The organism is Lactobacillus sp. ESL0677 (assembly GCF_029392875.1).
GTDB lineage: Bacteria > Bacillota > Bacilli > Lactobacillales > Lactobacillaceae > Lactobacillus.
In genome coordinates, this window is record NZ_CP113946.1 from 1,499,102 (window position 1) to 1,514,476 (window position 15,375).

The following is a 15,375-nucleotide window of genomic DNA, read 5'->3' on the forward strand; positions in this document are numbered from 1 at the left end:
TCAAAATGTTGGTTGACATCGGTTATGCATTCTTATTAATTTTATTAAGCAAAATCGTTACTAGACTTGCAACAGGTGTTTGGCAATCATTTTTTAGCCATAATTTGATTATTGCCGCCATCCCTCCATTAAAGAAATTAAGATCATAAATAAATTCTTCTGAACCACAGCCATTATTTTGCTGTTTAAGTTCTTCTGCAATGACAGAATTGTCAAGAACATTCAATGTAGTTGCCTGATTTTTAGTAACAAAATAATAGTAATAAAAATTCTGCTCCTGCTTGATTAAGGTCAAAATTTTGGTTAACGCCTGTTTGAGATTTTGGTGTTTGATCGCGTCATCAGCTAAGATTTTTTGCAATGCATTCATATGAGCTACTTGCAGTTCTTCTAAAACTTCATCTGCATCATAATAATATGAATAAAATGTGCTACGATTAATTCCCGCTCTTTTACATAAATCAATTATTTTTACCCGTTGATTTGGCGTTTCATTAATCATCTTAAGATAAATTTGCTGGATTTTCTGCTTTGCATATTTATTAGCTTGATTACAATTATTTTTCATCACTAATTAAGCATACTATTTGCGTACGGCAATTCCAATGACGGATCAGCATTGAGTGTCATATCAGCAAACTTGCCTTCGTTATAAAGATTATAAGCAGCTGCACCAATCATCGCCGCATTATCGCCGCACAACTTCAGGTCAGGCAAAATCACTTTAGGCCGCATACTCTCTGGCAAGGCCGCAATCTCTTGACTCATGCGATCACGTAACCCGTGATTGGCTGCAACCCCACCACCCATAATAAAGGTCTTTGGTTGATACTCTTTAATTGCCCTAATAGTTTTGTGCGCTAATACATCAACAACAGCGGCTTGGAAGCTGGCTGCTAGATCATACTTGTTCAATTCCTGGTGAATTTGGTCAGCATGGTGACAAGTATTAATAAAAGCACTCTTCAGACCAGAAAATGAAAAGTCATAATCGGCATCTTCCATCATTGCCCGTGGGAAGTTAAACGTGTCCTGACCCTGATGTGCCCAGTCATCAATGGTTTTGCCAGCCGGATATTGCACGCCGAGAACCCGACCAATCTTGTCATAGGCTTCTCCCGCAGCATCATCACGAGTATCACCCACAATTTCAAAATGAGTTGGATCCTTCAATAAAACAATTTCGGTATGACCACCAGAAACTTGCAAGGCAAGAGCAGGATATTCAATTTCATCCGTTAATTGAGCTGCCATAATATGACCCATGATATGATCAACACCGATTAAGGGAATTCCCGTCGCCATCGATGCTGCCTTAGCCGCACTAACACCGATTAAGAGTGCGCCAACAAGTCCGGGACCATAAGTTACAGCAATGGCATCAATATCATTCCAAGTTGCATTCGCCTGCGCCAATGCCTCTTTGGTAATTTGGCTAATCACCTCAATATGATGGCGACTGGCAACCTCGGGAACTACCCCACCGAAACGTTGATGACTCTTAATTTGCGTTGCCACAATCAAACTCTCAATTTTACGACCATTTTTAATAACTGCTGTCGAAGTTTCATCACAGGAACTCTCATAAGCTAAAATTCGAATATCTTTTTGTTTGCTCAAAACTTAATCCCTTTCTTATCTTGCTTTTGTGTTAATTTCAGCACCATATTTAAGCCATCTGTCTGCGTTTCTTGATAATAATTTGGTCGTACAAAAGTTGTACTGAAGCCTAACTGGCGGTACAGCTTTTGCGCTACCAAGTTATCTATCCGAACTTCGAGGCTGACATATTCACAGCCCCACTTTTGCACTAAATCAATCATTATCCGCATTAAATGTGTTCCCAATCCTTGACCCTGCCAATTAGGCGCAACCGTCAAGTTAGTTATGTGCCCTTCAAGCTTATTAATGCGCACACCGCAATAGGCAATCAAGGTTGAAGACTGATAAACAACTAAATATAACAAGTTAGGCTTGGCTAGCTCTGATTGAAACACCTCGGCGTTCCACGGCGTTTCTCCATCATAAGCCTGAGTTTCAAGCAGCAACATATTGGAAATATCATCAGGCTTTGCTCGCATAACTTGAACAGTCTGACCAGCAACGACAAACACAAATGGCTGAAATTCTATCTTAAGTGGCTGTTTTTTAAAATGAGAAAAATAATTATGCTGCTTAAACTTCTTCCACATAATTACTGTCTGGCTCAAACGGCTTGCCCGTCTTCTTATGCCAATCGACCTCTGCCTGCGTCCGCCGTAAATAATTTGGCAGTAATTGGTCGGGATCTGTTGGTGTTGCTGCTAGTGCTAATTTACCAATCAAGCCAGCGTGAATGACATTTTGGTCATCAGTACCATAACTAAAAGGGACACCCAGTGCCTTAATTAATTCTTCTTGCTTAGTAAAGCCAGACCCAACAAAAATAATTTTATTAAGCGGCTTAACAGCCAAATATTCCTTAACTGCTTCGAGTAAAGCTGAAATATGATAGTGACCGTCAGCCAGCACATTAACGGGTTGACCGTCTTCATTAACATACCCACCAGCAAAGTAGTTATCATTGCGGGCATCAATTCCAGCCACAATCAACGTATCTTCATCAATACAGCTGGCAGCCAAAGCTTGCAAGGTTGAAATGCCAACAACTTCCTTATTTAAAATGCTAGCAAACATCTTAACCGTGGTAATGCCAATCCGCAATCCCGTATAAGAACCCGGCCCAATCGCAACAGCAAAGCGATCAATATCTTTTAATTGCAAGTTATTTTCTTGCAAAATTTCATTAATTAACGGATCAAGATGCTCACTATGATTACGCTCATCCTGCTCACTTTTTTCAATAATAACTGATTGGCCGTCATTTAAGGCTACACTCAAGTGATTGGTAGCTGTTGATACACTTAAAATTTTCATTTCAAATTACTTTTCCCTTTTTAAAAAATCTACCTTTTTATTTTAACACGAGAAAGGGCCTGCAAAACAAAGTAGGTAACAAACATTTGCACCCAAGGAGTAATTAATTCTTTAGGCAGCCGCTGAACCAGGGCCGCGTTAAAGTTTAAGCCGTACAAAATATGCACCCACAGAGTATTTAGGCCAAGATTAACAATGATCGTAACTAGCAAAGTTGCCAAGATAATCCGCCAAATTTTAACTGGTCGATGATAAAAAAACAGTCCGTAAATTAGTGGCCCGACCATTGCGCTGATTGTAAAACCAATGAAAAAGCCACCTTGATTACCAAAAATTGCAGAAGAAGCCAAATCACTAATTGCGCCGCCAACACTTCCCCATATGGGGCCAAAAATAAAGCCAAGCATCACGCTGCCGATAAAATCTAGACTGACATGAACAACTGCCGTACCAATACTAAAGCGATGCAAAATTATTTTGATTGCAATTACGACTCCAAGCAAGATTAAGTCACGCAGTTCTAGTTTCAGAGCTTTCTTTGAAATCATAGCCAACACTTCCCCTCATTAAAAAAGCATGACGACCAGTCATGCTCAATTAATTATATTATATTTTGCGCCAAGTTAGTTCACAAACGGCTCTAGACTTGTTTTCATCATCCTCAATCACGTGATAGGACTTAATGTCTTGGCCATCATCCTCAACCTTAACCAAGGCAAATACTTCCTGACCGTAAGTTACTTCTTGATTAAACTTGATGTCAACACTCTGAATGAGGTGCTGTTGTAAAAAGTCCCGATCCAAAGTATCAATGAACCAGCTAAAGTAATGACCATTGGTCATGTGATGATTGGTATCTAAGTCATCATAGCGAACACGGTACTGCCGCTTAGTTTGATATTCCGGTTGTGGCCGCAAGCGCGGAAAGTGAGGCAGCTTTTTCAATAACGGAATACCTAAATCAGCCATCATTTGTTCATCCGTTGACACCATCTTGCGCTTTTTCAAGTCAAACAAAACCCATTCACTCTTGACCGTAATGAGCACATTGCCTTGTTCATCAGCAAAATTAAAGTCCCGATACTCCAAAAAACGATTATAGCCAATGGCATCAGTAGTCACCGTAATCTTATCATTCGGTTGCGGCAAAGACTGAACATCAATATGATATTGCGTGACAACCCAGCCTAAGCCACGTTCAGTCAAAGAATTAGTGCTTGCCTCACCACCACTTAATTGGTGTTCGGAAACACTCATCATCAAGTCAACCATTGCTGGCAGCTTTAAATGTTTATTTTCATCACATTCATAAAATTCAATTCGTTTTTGTTCACTATATTTCATTAATTGCCTCTGTTTTGGTGATATTGATCGTAAAGTTCGTTTTTCGAAACATTGTTTAGCTGCGCCACCTTTTTAATGGCGAATTTTTTGCTTTCACCCTGCGCCACTTGCTCATCGACCAGCTTAATTAATTCCGGCCATGTTAGTTTTTTAGTTTCAGCTGTACTTGGTGATACCAGCATGACGAATTCGCCCCGTGGTGCATTTTCAGCAAAATAATCATTCAGTTCGGCAACCGTCCCCCGAACAAACTCCTCGTGAATTTTAGTTAATTCACGGGCTGCCACAATCTGCCTGTCAGGTGCAAACACCGTCGCCATGTTTTTCAACGTCTTAACCAACCGATGTGGTGCTTCATAAAAAATTGAAGTCGCATGGGCTGCAGCCATTTTTTCAAAATATGGTTTTTGTTCTCCAGCCTTGCGCGGCAAAAAGCCATAATATGTAAATGGTTGTGCATCAAAACCAGACGCAATCAGAGCTGTTGTAAATGCTGACGGTCCTGGCAATGGGACAACTGGAATATTATTTTTGATACATTCTTGAACCAAAATATAGCCAGGATCAGAAATGACGGGCATCCCCGCATCACTGATTTCCGCAATTACCGCTCCCTCTTGCATTAATTGAACTAATTCAGGCGCGCGCTGTTTGGAATTATATTTATGAAAGGACAGCATGTGATTGTGCACACCAATCTTTTCCAGTAAAATACCGCTAGTTCTCGTATCTTCTGCCGCAATATAGTCCGCATCTGTTAATACTTTTTTAGCCCGAATCGTAATATCTTCCAGGTTACCAATCGGTGTTGGTACCAAGTAAAGCTTACCTTTATCATCTGCATAACTACTTTGCCGCTGCATTATATCCGTCCTTTAACGTACTTTCTTTTTCTTCTTTTCACCGAAATTATCAAGAATGTCTAAACAAAACATGCAGTCAGAACTCGGATCACGATGTGAGCCATAATACATGTTGCAAATATGATAACCCGAGTTATAAATCTGCCGTAAAGATTCCAAGCCGCTCTGCGTCTTAACGGTGCCATTATGAGCATTCGCGTTTGTCATTTTGTCCATTTTTTCGCGTAAAAGTTGATTTTCAACCTTTAACTCGGTATTTTCCTTGAGTGTATCTAAAATATCATTTTCCAGGCTTTCGATTGTCTTGGTCATATTCATCATCGAATCGTGAAGCTGTTGTAACTTTGAATAAGAATCCACCATCAAACCACCTACCGTTTCCACTGCAAAGCCAGATAATCCAATAAGTTACGGAAATTAACATTACTATAACGCATTTTGTCAATTTTTAATAAATTTTTGAGCATTTTAGCTCCTGCCTGCTGATCTTTACTATTCAACTCTGCCTGCGCCATCTGCTTCAGCATTAACCAGACATAATCCTGACCGATTTTACTTTTAGCCATATCTGCCAATTGGTGCGCGCTAACGATTGATAAAAGATCGTATTCCAGCATTTCCTGATAAAAATATTTAATCGCTTGATCAAGTTTACGCGTGTCGCCAAGCTCAATAATTTGGTCATTGGTAAACCCATTCTGAACTAAAAATGCGGTTTTACCATCAGCTTGATCGTCAGACACAAAATTAATAATCTGGGTTCTGGAACGCACTGTTGGTAAAATTTGGTCCACATTATTGGTAATCAAAATTGTCACAACGGGAGCAATTGGTTCTTCCAAAAGATTAAGCAGCGCGTTGGCCGCTGGCAGTGTTAATTTTTGTGCTTCATTAATAATGAAAAAGCGGCAACTACTCTGAACTGGGCTTTTAGCCAGTTCTTCCTTTAATGGCCGAATCTGGTCAATACCTAAGCTCTGCTTGCCGGCGGTTGTTACCAGCAAGACATCCGGATGGTTACCCGAAATAATCTGCTGGCAATTTTGGCAAGTACCATCAGGCCGGTTTTCACTTTCGCCAGTACAATTAAACAAACAGGCAAGCCAATATGCCGTATTTACAGCCTCATCTTCATCACGGTCAACAAACAAATAGCTATGAGCCAACTGTTTCTGCTCAAAGGCACGTCTTAAAAAGGCTGCCTCTTTAGCACCCTTCTGGGTAAGATCAGTAGCCATTAAAATTGTTTAAACGCTTCTACTGGTAAAACAAAACAGGTTGCGCCGCCAACAGTAATCTTAATTGGCTGGCTGTTCATGTCAAAGCCGGTCACTACCATATTGGAGTTCATATATTCCTCGCGCGCCTTGGATTCCTCTTTAATAATCTGCAAAACTTCTTTTACATGGTCATCATCAATCCCAATAAGGAACGTTGTATTTCCTTGGCTTAAAAAGCCACCAGTTGTGGCTAATTTAGTCGCACGAATATTTTCTTTAACAAAAGTGTGCTGCAGTCGATTAGCATCTTCTTTTTGCACAATTGCGATTATTAACTTCATCAAAATCAGTCCTTTAGCAATTCTTTTGGTAAACGGTTTGCAATAATTTTAACACAATCTGATACTACTTGACTAAGAGGTCTATCAGCATTCACAACCGCAATTCGGTCGGAATACTGCTGATTGACCTGCTGATAACCCTGATAAACTTTTTGGTGAAAAGTTAATTTTTCTTGTTCCAAGCGGTCTTCTTGTCCGCCGTGATCTTTGGCAATCCGTGCTAAGCCTACCTCAGGCTGCACATCTAAGAAAATCGTTAAATCAGGTTCAATACCGCTCGTTGCAAAATCATTAATTGACTTAACAGCTTCAACTCCCAAATCTCGCCCAACACCTTGATAAGCTAACGAACTATCAACAAAACGATCAGAAAAGACAACCTCTCCCCTTTTTAATGCGGGGATAATCGTTTCTGCCATATGTTGACTTCGCGAAGCTGCGTAAAGTAAGGCTTCAGTCTTAGCACTCATCGCGGTATTGGCCGGATCCAAAATAAATTGGCGAATTTGTTCCGCTATTTTCGATCCACCGGGTTCACGAGTCACAAGATATTGTGGCGCTAATTTAGGAGCGATTTGACTAACAACTTGCTCTAAAACGGTACTTTTGCCGGACCCATCTGGCCCCTCAAAACTAATAAAAAAACTTTTCATAAAACTCTCCATGCCTCTATTTTACAGAAGTTCTTTCTATATTAACACCCCAACGTACTTTTAATTTTCACAAAAATAAAAAAGCCTACGCTAGTAGACTTTTTATTCAGAAATGGCATTCGTGTAACCACTAAATCTTGTATGCCTGTGGCGTGCCTCATTATACAAAAAGGAATACTTAGCCTGTAAAATTTTGTTAGCAATAATATTGTCGTCCGACATATCAAGCGTTGTCGAATCCAAGCTTTTCTGCACAGCCATTTCATCCTGCAACTTTTCAATCACGCCAATTAACTTATCGTCGCCCATTTGTTTAACTTTAGTTCGTGCCATTAGATTGATGTTCTCCCTTGGACTGCTCGTTTTAAGGTAATTGAATTGGCATACTCAATGTCGCTACCGACTGCCAATCCAGCTGCCAGCCGTGTTACCTTAATTCCCGCTGGTTTAATCAACTTGCTGATATACATCGCCGTTGACTCACCTTCTGGAGTTGAGTTTAATGCTAAAATCACTTCTTTAACACTATCCTGCTTTTGCAAGCGGACAATTAGCGACTTAATATTGACTTCTTCTGGGCCAATCCCATCCATTGGCGACAAGACACCATGTAGCACGTGGTAAAGGCCATTATATTCACCCATTTCCTCAAAAGCCATCACATCTTTAGGCTGCTCAACAACCATAATTGTTGACTGGTCGCGCTCGGAATTAGCACAGATTGAGCATGGATCTTGCTCAGTAATATTGCCGCAGATTGAACAACGCCGTAATTTTTCTTTAACATCTTTCAAAGCTGCACCAAAATCATAAACATCATCATCCGGCATGTCTAAAGTATAAAAAGCCAACCGAGTCGCTGTTTTTTCACCAATACCCGGTAATTTCATATATGAATCAATCAAATGCGCAATCGGTGTTGGATATTGCAATTAAATCATGCCCTTCGTGTACTTACCTAAACTAGCTTGGGTGGCTTGGTCAATTGCTGACAAGCCCTTATTAACAGCATCAATGACTAAATCCTGCAACATATCTGGATCATCAGGATCAATCGCTTCTTTGTTAATTGTAATTTCTTTTAATTTGCGATCGCCGCTAAAAGTTGCAACAACCAAGTCATCAGCAGACTTACCAACAAATTCTTGAGCAGTAATTGTTTGTTGTTCCTGCATCATCTGCTCTTGCATCTTCTTAGCTTGCTTCATCATTTGCTGCATATTCATTCCACCCATGCCGCCCATTGCGCCAAAGTTAGGTCTCTTACTCATCTTATTCTCCTTAATTTAATCTTTAATATTAACTGCATCGCCAAACAAGTCTTTGGCTTTCTGAACAACTTCATCATTTGCGGTTTCAATAGACTCACCAGCTGGTTCGTGGCTCGCGCCTTCTTTTTTCTTAGCCAGCAGCTCTTTACCATGCGTTTGTAAAAAGTCCTTGCGTACCTTGAGCCAATCCTCATCTGGTACCAAGACAATCTCATAGTCATGCTTGGTGAACTTTGCAATCTCACTAGTTAACTTGGTCAAAAAGTCATCATCCGCGCTCGCATTTTCAAACCACAAAGTGTACTTGCACTTCATCACCACTTGGTCGGGACTGGCTGCAACTGGCTGCAAAACATCAAGCAAAGCACGCTGAGAGACTGACAAGACTGATTGTAAGTCCGGCCAAACATCTTTCAGCGCAATTAAATCATGCTTAGTGGCATTTTCTAGCACATGATACACTTGCTTACGATTTTGCTCATTAGCACGTTTGGTATTTCGCACGCGTGGCTTCTTCTTAGGCTTTTCAACTATCGAATTAGCCTGTGATGTTTTCTTAACGGGCGCTGATGCTGAGTCAATATGGTAAACCTGATCACGACTATTGCTGCGCGGCTGACTAGATAATTTAGAAAATTTTTCGGTTAAATCGACCACTTGCTTTTTTAAAGCAGTAATTTCAGCTTGTAAATCGCCATTCTTACCAGTAGTTAAAGCAGCTGGACTTGAAGCAGCAGCCGGTAAAGCAGCACCTGACTGTTGCTCGTTAGTACTTGCAACCAGGAACACTTCCAGCGGAATCTGCTGCTGATTAGTATAACGCAAATCATTTAGTGCATCATTAGCCGCCGCAATCAGTTGAAAATAACGCTGCGCAGGAATGGTCGCAATCTGTTGCACAAAATCAGCACTTAAAAAGTTACTCTTGTTCTGCCCGTCAGCCTTGACTACTAGCAAGGCATTAGTCGCCATATCAATCAGTTCGTCCAAAATGTTTTTGGAAGTGGCACCATTTTGCAATTCTGCTTGAGCTAAGGTCAGCGCCTTAGCCGCGTCTTTTTCTAATAATGCTAGCAAAATTTCTTCGATTTTTTCTTTAGCAGCAAAACCGGTAATTTGCAGTGCATCATCGTAATTAACCGTATCTTTTTCATAGCTAAGTAGTTGGTCCAAAATGCTCAACGCATCCCGCATCCCGCCGTCAGCGACCTGCGCAATGACAGCTAATGCCTTGTCCTCATACTTAATCTGCTCTTGGTCCAAAATATACTTCATCCGCTGCTCAAGATCAGCTTGAGCAATTCGCTTAAAATTATAGCGTTGCGTCCGCGAAATAATTGTGGCTGGTACCTTCTGCAATTCGGTTGTCGCTAAAATGAAGACAACATGCTCCGGCGGTTCCTCCAAGGTCTTAAGCAAAGCATTAAACGCTCCCATCGACAACATATGAACCTCGTCGATAATGTAGACCTTGTACTTGCCTTGAGTTGGTGCATATTTAACCTTATCGCGAATTTCACGAATCTCATCGACACCGTTATTCGAAGCGGCATCAATCTCCATAATGTCGGGCATTGCACCCTTATCGGCAGCTAAACAATTAGCACATTCATTGCAGGGCTCGCCGTCTTGCAGATTAGTACAATTCAGAGCTTTGGCAAAAATTTTGGCACACGAAGTTTTACCAGTTCCCCGGGGACCGGCAAACAAAAAAGCGTGCGAAATCGTACCGCGCTTAATCGCATTTTTCAAAGTATTCGTAATATCTTCTTGGCCAACAACACTATCAAAAGTGCGTGGCCGCCATTTGCGGTATAACGCTTGATAAGCCATGTTCATCTTTCTCTAGTAAAAAACTCTTAACTCTTTTAAAGAGTTAAGAGTTTATTGATATCTAATAAAAGGCACATGCCTGAGCAACCTTAGTGCTGCTACCTTCCGGTCCTGACACGCTTCAGAAGTCAAACATTGCCCAATAGATATGATACCGTATTTAGTGTGAATTTTCCACTACTTTGCCGAATTTTTTGCTAATTTTTGCTGGCGCCGAATTTCTTGAAAAAAGTCCTTCAGCATCCTGCTTGCCTCCTCGCGATACAAGCCGCGCACGACATTCGGGTGATGGTTAAACTTCTCTACGCTAAACAAATCAACTACGCTGCCAGCAGCGCCGGCCTTAGGATCAAGTGCCCCGTAAAAGACGTTCTTAATGCGCGAGTTGATAATTGCGCCGGCACACATCGAACATGGCTCCAAGGTTACAAACAAACTGCAATCGATTAACCGCCAGCTATTCAGTTTCTGACAAGCCTGCCTAATCGCCATCATCTCAGCATGCTGCGTGCCATCTTGGTCAAGTTCACGCCGATTATAACCAACGCCAATCACTTGACCTTCAGAATCAATTACTACCGCACCAATCGGTACTTCACCTAAAGTCTGCGCCTTCTTCGCTTGGTCAAATGCCAGTTGCATGTACTTCTTCTTATCTTCACTAGAAAAATCCATTAGCTGTTTACTGCCTGCAAAATATAGTAACCCTTGTCCCGCGTTACAACAGTACAATTGCCAAAAGTAGCATTAAGCAGCTTACGAGCACTTGGCTCCCCCTGCTTCTTCTGAATAACAACCAGCAAGACGCCATTAGCTACCAAATGATCCTTGGCTCCGGCTAAAATACCAGAAACCACCTTCTTACCGGCGCGAATTGGCGGATTAGTTACAATAAGACCAAACTTCTTTTCTTCAGGAACATTTTGATAAATATCAGACTTGTAAATCGTGACATTGCTAATATGGTTTAGTTCCGCATTTTTACGGGCTAATTCTAACCCGCGCTCGTTAACATCAACTAAGTCAACCATTTGCTTGGGCCAAAATTTTGCCGCAAATAAGCCCAACGGGCCATAGCCTGCACCAACATCTAAAATATTGCTTGCTGGGAAAGTCACATCTGCCATTGCCTTAATTAAAACACCAGACCCATAATCAACCCGCATTTTTGAAAAAACACCAGCGTCGGTGTTAAACTTTAAATCCACGCCGCCTATATGATAGTCAACAACATGCTCGTCATGCTTGGCCGTTGGATTAGCAGCAAAATACATTTGATTTTTTTCGTTAGCCATTATTCGCTCATTTCTAAATTAAACTCTTTACTAATCATTTTACTACCATAACAACCGATAGTTAAAATGTTACTTTGGCAAAAATGTCCCCGGCGCAATATGTTGCAAAATACTGTAACCAACTTTCTTTTCCTTGGCTGCACTATTATTAGTTTGGTTCAAAAACATGACAATCCCAGTTTGATTATCAGAAGTTAATTGCACCCACATGCCAAAGTGTGTGCCGTGCAGATTACCATAAGCAATCTTCAGCTTACCAGATTTTTTAATATGCAGCCCGCCGGAATATGCCGTCGTCTTACTTGCCAGATTAGTTAAATATTGAAACTGCTTCTGCGTCAAAATCGTGCCGTTAGTTAAACCGCATTGAATTTGGTAATATTCCATTGGCGTCGTTAGCAGATTACCAGCACCCAGCATTTGTGAAGCAAATGCCTTCGTCAAGTAAACAGGATTGCGGTAATTGGCACCACCATTAGAATAGTATGATCCCGCAATCAACTTGGATTTAGGCAAGGATGCTGCCGTAAATGTACTTGTGAGGCCAAGTGGCTTAACAATTCGCTTACGTAAATTAGTCTGGTAAGATTGCCGCGTCTCCTGCCGGATAATTCCAGCCAGCAAGATATAATTCGCGTTATTATAATGATATTTACCAACCTTCGCAAACGAAAATTGATTGGCATTTGCGATCGTCATCTTAATTGCTGCACTTTCGGAATAATTATGATGCCGCCAAACTTCAGTATTTGGCGGTTTAATCCCCGAAGTGTGCGTCAATAAATTGCCCACCGAGATTTTCTGAGCATTCTTTAGGCTAGGAAACCAACGATCAATTTTTGTATTTTGGTCAAACTCCTGATTGGTTTCTTTTTTCTCATCCATAATTTGCACAATCATTGCACCCGTAATCACCTTTTGCAATGAACCAGTTGGGTACACGACTTTACGATTGCCGTTGCCAATTTTACGATTGCTCAAGGCATAGCCATAGCTAATCTTTTGGGGCACGCCATTTTTAATCACGACAATTGACCCGCGCACATGGTGCTTAGCCATGGTTTTTCTAACAAACTGGCGCAGCGCCTGTTTCTGAGACGTTGCCGCTTGAACCCGAACTGGCTGCACTGTCTGAAAGCTCAAGACACCAGCATTAAGCGTCATCACTAAGCCAATTATTCCAATTTTAAAAATATTTTGCTTCTTCACAGTTCTTCGTTAATATTCCCATTCATTCTTTTTAAACTTTTATTGCCAAACGCATACTCAAATAACAATAATGTTTTTGTTCCTGTTATTCAAGTTTAACAAAAGAGATAAACAGGTGTTTTACCATTTTATCTCTTTTCAGTGACAAAAGATGAGCTTATAATGAAGCTAATTGAATATGGGAGATAGAAAATGAAATTAAAACACACTTTATTAATCGTAACGGCTTTGATTACATTGGGCACCAGTTCGGCAATTACGCCACAGCCTGCTGCAGCAACTACTGTCAAAGCTAAAAAAATCAAATCTTATCCTAAAAATATGCGGGGCACTTGGTATTACTATGATACTTACACGAAAAAGCTCGACAAGGAAGTTTTCACTAAAAAGACCGCTAAGTTTTACGTTGGCAAAAAGAAGGTCGGCTACACCAAATTGCACGCTTATGTTAAGCATGACCCAGATACCAATGATAAGGCAATCTTAAAAAAGACAGCTCGCTGGGTTTATGCTGACGACACGACTACCGTAAATGGTATTATTTGGCTTAACATCCGTGGTTGGAATCAAGGGATGGGCGACGGTGAATACTATAACGTGGCCACCTTTGACGATAACGAAGTGCTGACCAGTGCTAGTGGCGCTAAAATCTGGGTTGACCATCATGCATACCGCACACCTGAACTGGCCAAAGCCTTGAAGAACAAGCATTATCAATATTTTAGTTATCAAAAATAAATAAAAGCACTTCGCAATGAAGTGCTTTTATTATTGTCCAAGATTAACTTGTTTCCTAAATCTGTCGTCATTTTAATTTAATACGTTACCCCAACAGATGAATAAATATAATCGTCTTCGGTTGCTGCACCAACGCCGATTGTCTTGTCATTTGCGTTAAGCAAAATATCCCGGTGACCCCAGTTGGAGTCGGCATCATTATAAATGTATTCATAGATTGCAACATCGGCAATTTCTACTGACGTACCACCAGTTGGTGATTGCTCTAGCTCGTTATTATTATGGTTTACAATCCAGCCCCACGGATCCATTGCGATACATTCGGCAATACTATGATAGTTAATACCTGCATTATCAAAGTAATTTTCCAAAATAAAGTTTCCAGCTGCATCTACGTGGTCAAAATTGCTTGGCAATAATGCAGACCGTTGCTGTACAACTTCGTCATAATGTGGATCTTCTGTTACTGGTGATAGATTGCGCTTCGCACGTTCTGCATTCAGATCCTTTAAAAATTCTGCCCGAAACTCACCAATTGAAAAGTCATCAATTGTATGTTTCTTGGGCTTTTTTGCTGGCTTAGTTGGTGCAGGCTTGGTTGGTGCCGGTTTCGTTGCATCAGCTGGTTTAATTTCACTTGGCTTAGTTGGAGTAGGATTTTCAACTGGTACAGTACTTGAACCTTGATTAGTTGAATTATTATTAGCTGGTGCTGCTGGCTTTGCTTTCAGCAGCTTAACCTTACTAATTAAGACATATCTACCGTGCCCAATTGCATAATACTTCTTGCCCCGAATCTTTTTCGTGCCATAAATTGTAATTTTCTTACCCTTTTTCAGGACTTTTTTACCAACACGATGACCTTTTTTATTGTAGACACGAGCATTTTTCTTAAGCTTAGCTTTCTTAGTTAATGCTGGAACATTCAATGTGGTCTTTGCAGTCACCGTATCGGCATTTACAGCATCATTGCTCAGAGCCAAACTTCCCCAAGTACACCCAAGAGCAACTGTTGCAATCATAATTTTGCGATAATTAATTTTCATTTTTCTCCATCCTTTTAAATACACAATATACTAAATATCATAGTTTTAATTTGGAATTTAGGCAATTTCCTGCAGCAATATTTATTTAATAATCACGCGCATCCCCGTTGGCGCATTGTGATAAAACCACCGCGCGTCACTGGTGCTTAAATGAATACAGCCATGAGAAGTCGGCTTTTTACCCAAACTTTTGGCAACCGACTTAATCGTTTTATGTTGCAAAGTGCACGGATTTTCATGAAACAGATATAGCCCACCTTGCAGCCAACCAACCGCATATCTGGCGCCCATTCCTTCACTAGCTGAATAAAACCACGGTGCGCGATAAGTATTTATCTTGTAATTGCCCCGTGGCGTTTGGTGATGTGCACCAGTAGAAACATAAAATTCATAGCGCGTCTTTTTGCCCCGCTTCAAATATGCCCGCTGCTTCTTAAGAGAGACAATGATGCGGTCCTTTTTGGCACTTAAGTGCTTGGGATACGGCTTAACTTCAGATGATTTTGTGTAGCTAATCGGCTCGCGCATATCCGCCTGTGGCACTTCATCACTAGCAGTGACTGACAATGGTCGACTCAATGCAAGACCGCCAATTACCAAGCTGACGCCTAGCAACCAAACTTTTTTAATCATTAATTTTTCTTTC

At 40.9% G+C, this 15,375-nt stretch carries 21 protein-coding genes and 1 other RNA gene; 1 reads left to right on the forward strand and 21 read right to left on the reverse strand.

What is annotated here, in order from left to right:
• Window positions 1-22: 22 nt before the first annotated feature.
• From OZX76_RS07235 to OZX76_RS07325, 19 genes are all read right to left on the reverse strand, one after another.
• Window positions 23-568, reverse strand: a complete 546-nt coding sequence (locus tag OZX76_RS07235) for a TetR/AcrR family transcriptional regulator (RefSeq protein WP_277181524.1) — start codon at window positions 566-568, stop codon at window positions 23-25.
• A 2-nt stretch (window positions 569-570) separates the two neighbouring features.
• The gene (gene tsaD / locus OZX76_RS07240; RefSeq protein ID WP_277179097.1) at window positions 571-1,620 is read right to left on the reverse strand and encodes a tRNA (adenosine(37)-N6)-threonylcarbamoyltransferase complex transferase subunit TsaD; all 1,050 of its coding nucleotides are present in this window, start codon (window positions 1,618-1,620) and stop codon (window positions 571-573) included.
• Window positions 1,617-2,210: a ribosomal protein S18-alanine N-acetyltransferase gene (gene rimI, locus OZX76_RS07245; RefSeq protein WP_277179099.1), complete on the reverse strand. Its 594-nt coding sequence runs from the start codon at window positions 2,208-2,210 to the stop codon at window positions 1,617-1,619. The genes tsaD and rimI overlap by 4 nt, the downstream gene beginning before the upstream one ends.
• The gene (tsaB, locus tag OZX76_RS07250) at window positions 2,176-2,916 is read right to left on the reverse strand and encodes a tRNA (adenosine(37)-N6)-threonylcarbamoyltransferase complex dimerization subunit type 1 TsaB (RefSeq protein WP_277179101.1); all 741 of its coding nucleotides are present in this window, start codon (window positions 2,914-2,916) and stop codon (window positions 2,176-2,178) included. The genes rimI and tsaB overlap by 35 nt, the downstream gene beginning before the upstream one ends.
• A gap of 29 nt (window positions 2,917-2,945) precedes the next feature.
• A complete protein-coding gene (locus OZX76_RS07255) occupies window positions 2,946-3,464 on the reverse strand; it encodes a folate family ECF transporter S component (protein ID WP_277179103.1) in 519 nt (172 codons plus the stop codon).
• Between the two features lie 58 nt (window positions 3,465-3,522).
• Window positions 3,523-4,260 (reverse strand): acyl-ACP thioesterase domain-containing protein, encoded by a 738-nt coding sequence (locus tag OZX76_RS07260; RefSeq protein WP_277179105.1) that lies wholly within the window; start codon window positions 4,258-4,260, stop codon window positions 3,523-3,525.
• Complete coding sequence (gene rsmI, locus OZX76_RS07265; RefSeq protein WP_277179107.1) at window positions 4,260-5,123, reverse strand: 16S rRNA (cytidine(1402)-2'-O)-methyltransferase; 864 nt, start codon at window positions 5,121-5,123, stop codon at window positions 4,260-4,262. The genes OZX76_RS07260 and rsmI overlap by 1 nt, the downstream gene beginning before the upstream one ends.
• Window positions 5,124-5,135: 12 nt before the next feature.
• On the reverse strand, window positions 5,136-5,483 hold the full coding sequence (gene yabA, locus OZX76_RS07270) for a DNA replication initiation control protein YabA (protein WP_277181526.1): 348 nt from the start codon (window positions 5,481-5,483) through the stop codon (window positions 5,136-5,138).
• Window positions 5,484-5,494: 11 nt separating this feature from the next.
• Window positions 5,495-6,361 (reverse strand): DNA polymerase III subunit delta, encoded by an 867-nt coding sequence (locus tag OZX76_RS07275; RefSeq protein ID WP_277179109.1) that lies wholly within the window; start codon window positions 6,359-6,361, stop codon window positions 5,495-5,497.
• The gene (locus OZX76_RS07280) at window positions 6,361-6,684 is read right to left on the reverse strand and encodes a cyclic-di-AMP receptor (protein ID WP_277131676.1); all 324 of its coding nucleotides are present in this window, start codon (window positions 6,682-6,684) and stop codon (window positions 6,361-6,363) included. Before OZX76_RS07280 ends, OZX76_RS07275 begins: the two co-directional genes overlap by 1 nt.
• A gap of 5 nt (window positions 6,685-6,689) precedes the next feature.
• Window positions 6,690-7,337, reverse strand: a complete 648-nt coding sequence (tmk, locus tag OZX76_RS07285) for a dTMP kinase (RefSeq protein ID WP_277179111.1) — start codon at window positions 7,335-7,337, stop codon at window positions 6,690-6,692.
• 102 nt (window positions 7,338-7,439) lie between these two features.
• Complete coding sequence (locus OZX76_RS07290) at window positions 7,440-7,670, reverse strand: YaaL family protein (protein ID WP_277179113.1); 231 nt, start codon at window positions 7,668-7,670, stop codon at window positions 7,440-7,442.
• Window positions 7,670-8,269 carry a recombination mediator RecR gene (recR, locus tag OZX76_RS07295; protein ID WP_277179115.1) on the reverse strand — a complete coding sequence of 200 codons (600 nt, stop codon included), beginning with the start codon at window positions 8,267-8,269 and terminating at the stop codon, window positions 7,670-7,672. The genes OZX76_RS07290 and recR overlap by 1 nt, the downstream gene beginning before the upstream one ends.
• Window positions 8,270-8,608 carry a YbaB/EbfC family nucleoid-associated protein gene (locus tag OZX76_RS07300; protein WP_277131683.1) on the reverse strand — a complete coding sequence of 113 codons (339 nt, stop codon included), beginning with the start codon at window positions 8,606-8,608 and terminating at the stop codon, window positions 8,270-8,272.
• A gap of 15 nt (window positions 8,609-8,623) precedes the next feature.
• Window positions 8,624-10,441, reverse strand: coding sequence for a DNA polymerase III subunit gamma/tau (dnaX, locus tag OZX76_RS07305; RefSeq protein ID WP_277179117.1), 1,818 nt, complete (start codon window positions 10,439-10,441; stop codon window positions 8,624-8,626).
• Between the two features lie 52 nt (window positions 10,442-10,493).
• Window positions 10,494-10,593, reverse strand: an RNA gene (gene ffs, locus OZX76_RS07310) — signal recognition particle sRNA small type.
• A 25-nt stretch (window positions 10,594-10,618) separates the two neighbouring features.
• Window positions 10,619-11,116 (reverse strand): tRNA adenosine(34) deaminase TadA, encoded by a 498-nt coding sequence (gene tadA / locus OZX76_RS07315; protein ID WP_277179119.1) that lies wholly within the window; start codon window positions 11,114-11,116, stop codon window positions 10,619-10,621.
• Window positions 11,116-11,736 (reverse strand): class I SAM-dependent methyltransferase, encoded by a 621-nt coding sequence (locus OZX76_RS07320; protein ID WP_277179120.1) that lies wholly within the window; start codon window positions 11,734-11,736, stop codon window positions 11,116-11,118. Before OZX76_RS07320 ends, tadA begins: the two co-directional genes overlap by 1 nt.
• Before the next feature lie 69 nt (window positions 11,737-11,805).
• Window positions 11,806-12,945 carry a serine hydrolase domain-containing protein gene (locus OZX76_RS07325; RefSeq protein WP_277179122.1) on the reverse strand — a complete coding sequence of 380 codons (1,140 nt, stop codon included), beginning with the start codon at window positions 12,943-12,945 and terminating at the stop codon, window positions 11,806-11,808.
• Between the two features lie 192 nt (window positions 12,946-13,137).
• Here OZX76_RS07325 and OZX76_RS07330 point away from each other — a divergent pair, with 192 nt between their 5' ends.
• On the forward strand, window positions 13,138-13,683 hold the full coding sequence (locus OZX76_RS07330; protein WP_277179124.1) for a hypothetical protein: 546 nt from the start codon (window positions 13,138-13,140) through the stop codon (window positions 13,681-13,683).
• Between the two features lie 77 nt (window positions 13,684-13,760).
• On the opposite strand, the gene OZX76_RS07335 is transcribed toward OZX76_RS07330, so the two are convergent.
• Both OZX76_RS07335 and OZX76_RS07340 read right to left on the reverse strand, forming a co-directional pair.
• Entirely contained in the window at window positions 13,761-14,729 is a 969-nt protein-coding gene (locus OZX76_RS07335; protein ID WP_277179126.1) for an SLAP domain-containing protein, read from the reverse strand.
• An 81-nt stretch (window positions 14,730-14,810) separates the two neighbouring features.
• Window positions 14,811-15,362 carry a L,D-transpeptidase gene (locus OZX76_RS07340; protein WP_277179128.1) on the reverse strand — a complete coding sequence of 184 codons (552 nt, stop codon included), beginning with the start codon at window positions 15,360-15,362 and terminating at the stop codon, window positions 14,811-14,813.
• Between the last annotated feature and the right edge of the window lie 13 nt (window positions 15,363-15,375).

Excerpts from the sequence above, each read along its gene's own strand:
- dnaX (WP_277179117.1), bottom strand. The coding sequence starts at position 10,441 with ATGGCTTATCAAGCGTTATACCGCAAATGGCGGCCACGCACTTTTGAT.
- OZX76_RS07255 (WP_277179103.1), bottom strand. The coding sequence starts at position 3,464 with ATGATTTCAAAGAAAGCTCTGAAACTAGAACTGCGTGACTTAATCTTG.
- OZX76_RS07280 (WP_277131676.1), bottom strand. The coding sequence starts at position 6,684 with ATGAAGTTAATAATCGCAATTGTGCAAAAAGAAGATGCTAATCGACTG.
- rsmI (WP_277179107.1), bottom strand. The coding sequence starts at position 5,123 with ATGCAGCGGCAAAGTAGTTATGCAGATGATAAAGGTAAGCTTTACTTG.
- OZX76_RS07340 (WP_277179128.1), bottom strand. The coding sequence starts at position 15,362 with ATGATTAAAAAAGTTTGGTTGCTAGGCGTCAGCTTGGTAATTGGCGGT.
- tsaB (WP_277179101.1), bottom strand. The coding sequence starts at position 2,916 with ATGAAAATTTTAAGTGTATCAACAGCTACCAATCACTTGAGTGTAGCC.
- OZX76_RS07300 (WP_277131683.1), bottom strand. The coding sequence starts at position 8,608 with ATGAGTAAGAGACCTAACTTTGGCGCAATGGGCGGCATGGGTGGAATG.
- OZX76_RS07275 (WP_277179109.1), bottom strand. The coding sequence starts at position 6,361 with ATGGCTACTGATCTTACCCAGAAGGGTGCTAAAGAGGCAGCCTTTTTA.
- OZX76_RS07330 (WP_277179124.1), top strand. The coding sequence starts at position 13,138 with ATGAAATTAAAACACACTTTATTAATCGTAACGGCTTTGATTACATTG.
- OZX76_RS07235 (WP_277181524.1), bottom strand. The coding sequence starts at position 568 with ATGAAAAATAATTGTAATCAAGCTAATAAATATGCAAAGCAGAAAATC.
- OZX76_RS07260 (WP_277179105.1), bottom strand. The coding sequence starts at position 4,260 with ATGAAATATAGTGAACAAAAACGAATTGAATTTTATGAATGTGATGAA.
- OZX76_RS07290 (WP_277179113.1), bottom strand. The coding sequence starts at position 7,670 with ATGGCACGAACTAAAGTTAAACAAATGGGCGACGATAAGTTAATTGGC.
- tmk (WP_277179111.1), bottom strand. The coding sequence starts at position 7,337 with ATGAAAAGTTTTTTTATTAGTTTTGAGGGGCCAGATGGGTCCGGCAAA.
- OZX76_RS07335 (WP_277179126.1), bottom strand. The coding sequence starts at position 14,729 with ATGAAAATTAATTATCGCAAAATTATGATTGCAACAGTTGCTCTTGGG.
- tadA (WP_277179119.1), bottom strand. The coding sequence starts at position 11,116 with ATGGATTTTTCTAGTGAAGATAAGAAGAAGTACATGCAACTGGCATTT.
- OZX76_RS07320 (WP_277179120.1), bottom strand. The coding sequence starts at position 11,736 with ATGGCTAACGAAAAAAATCAAATGTATTTTGCTGCTAATCCAACGGCC.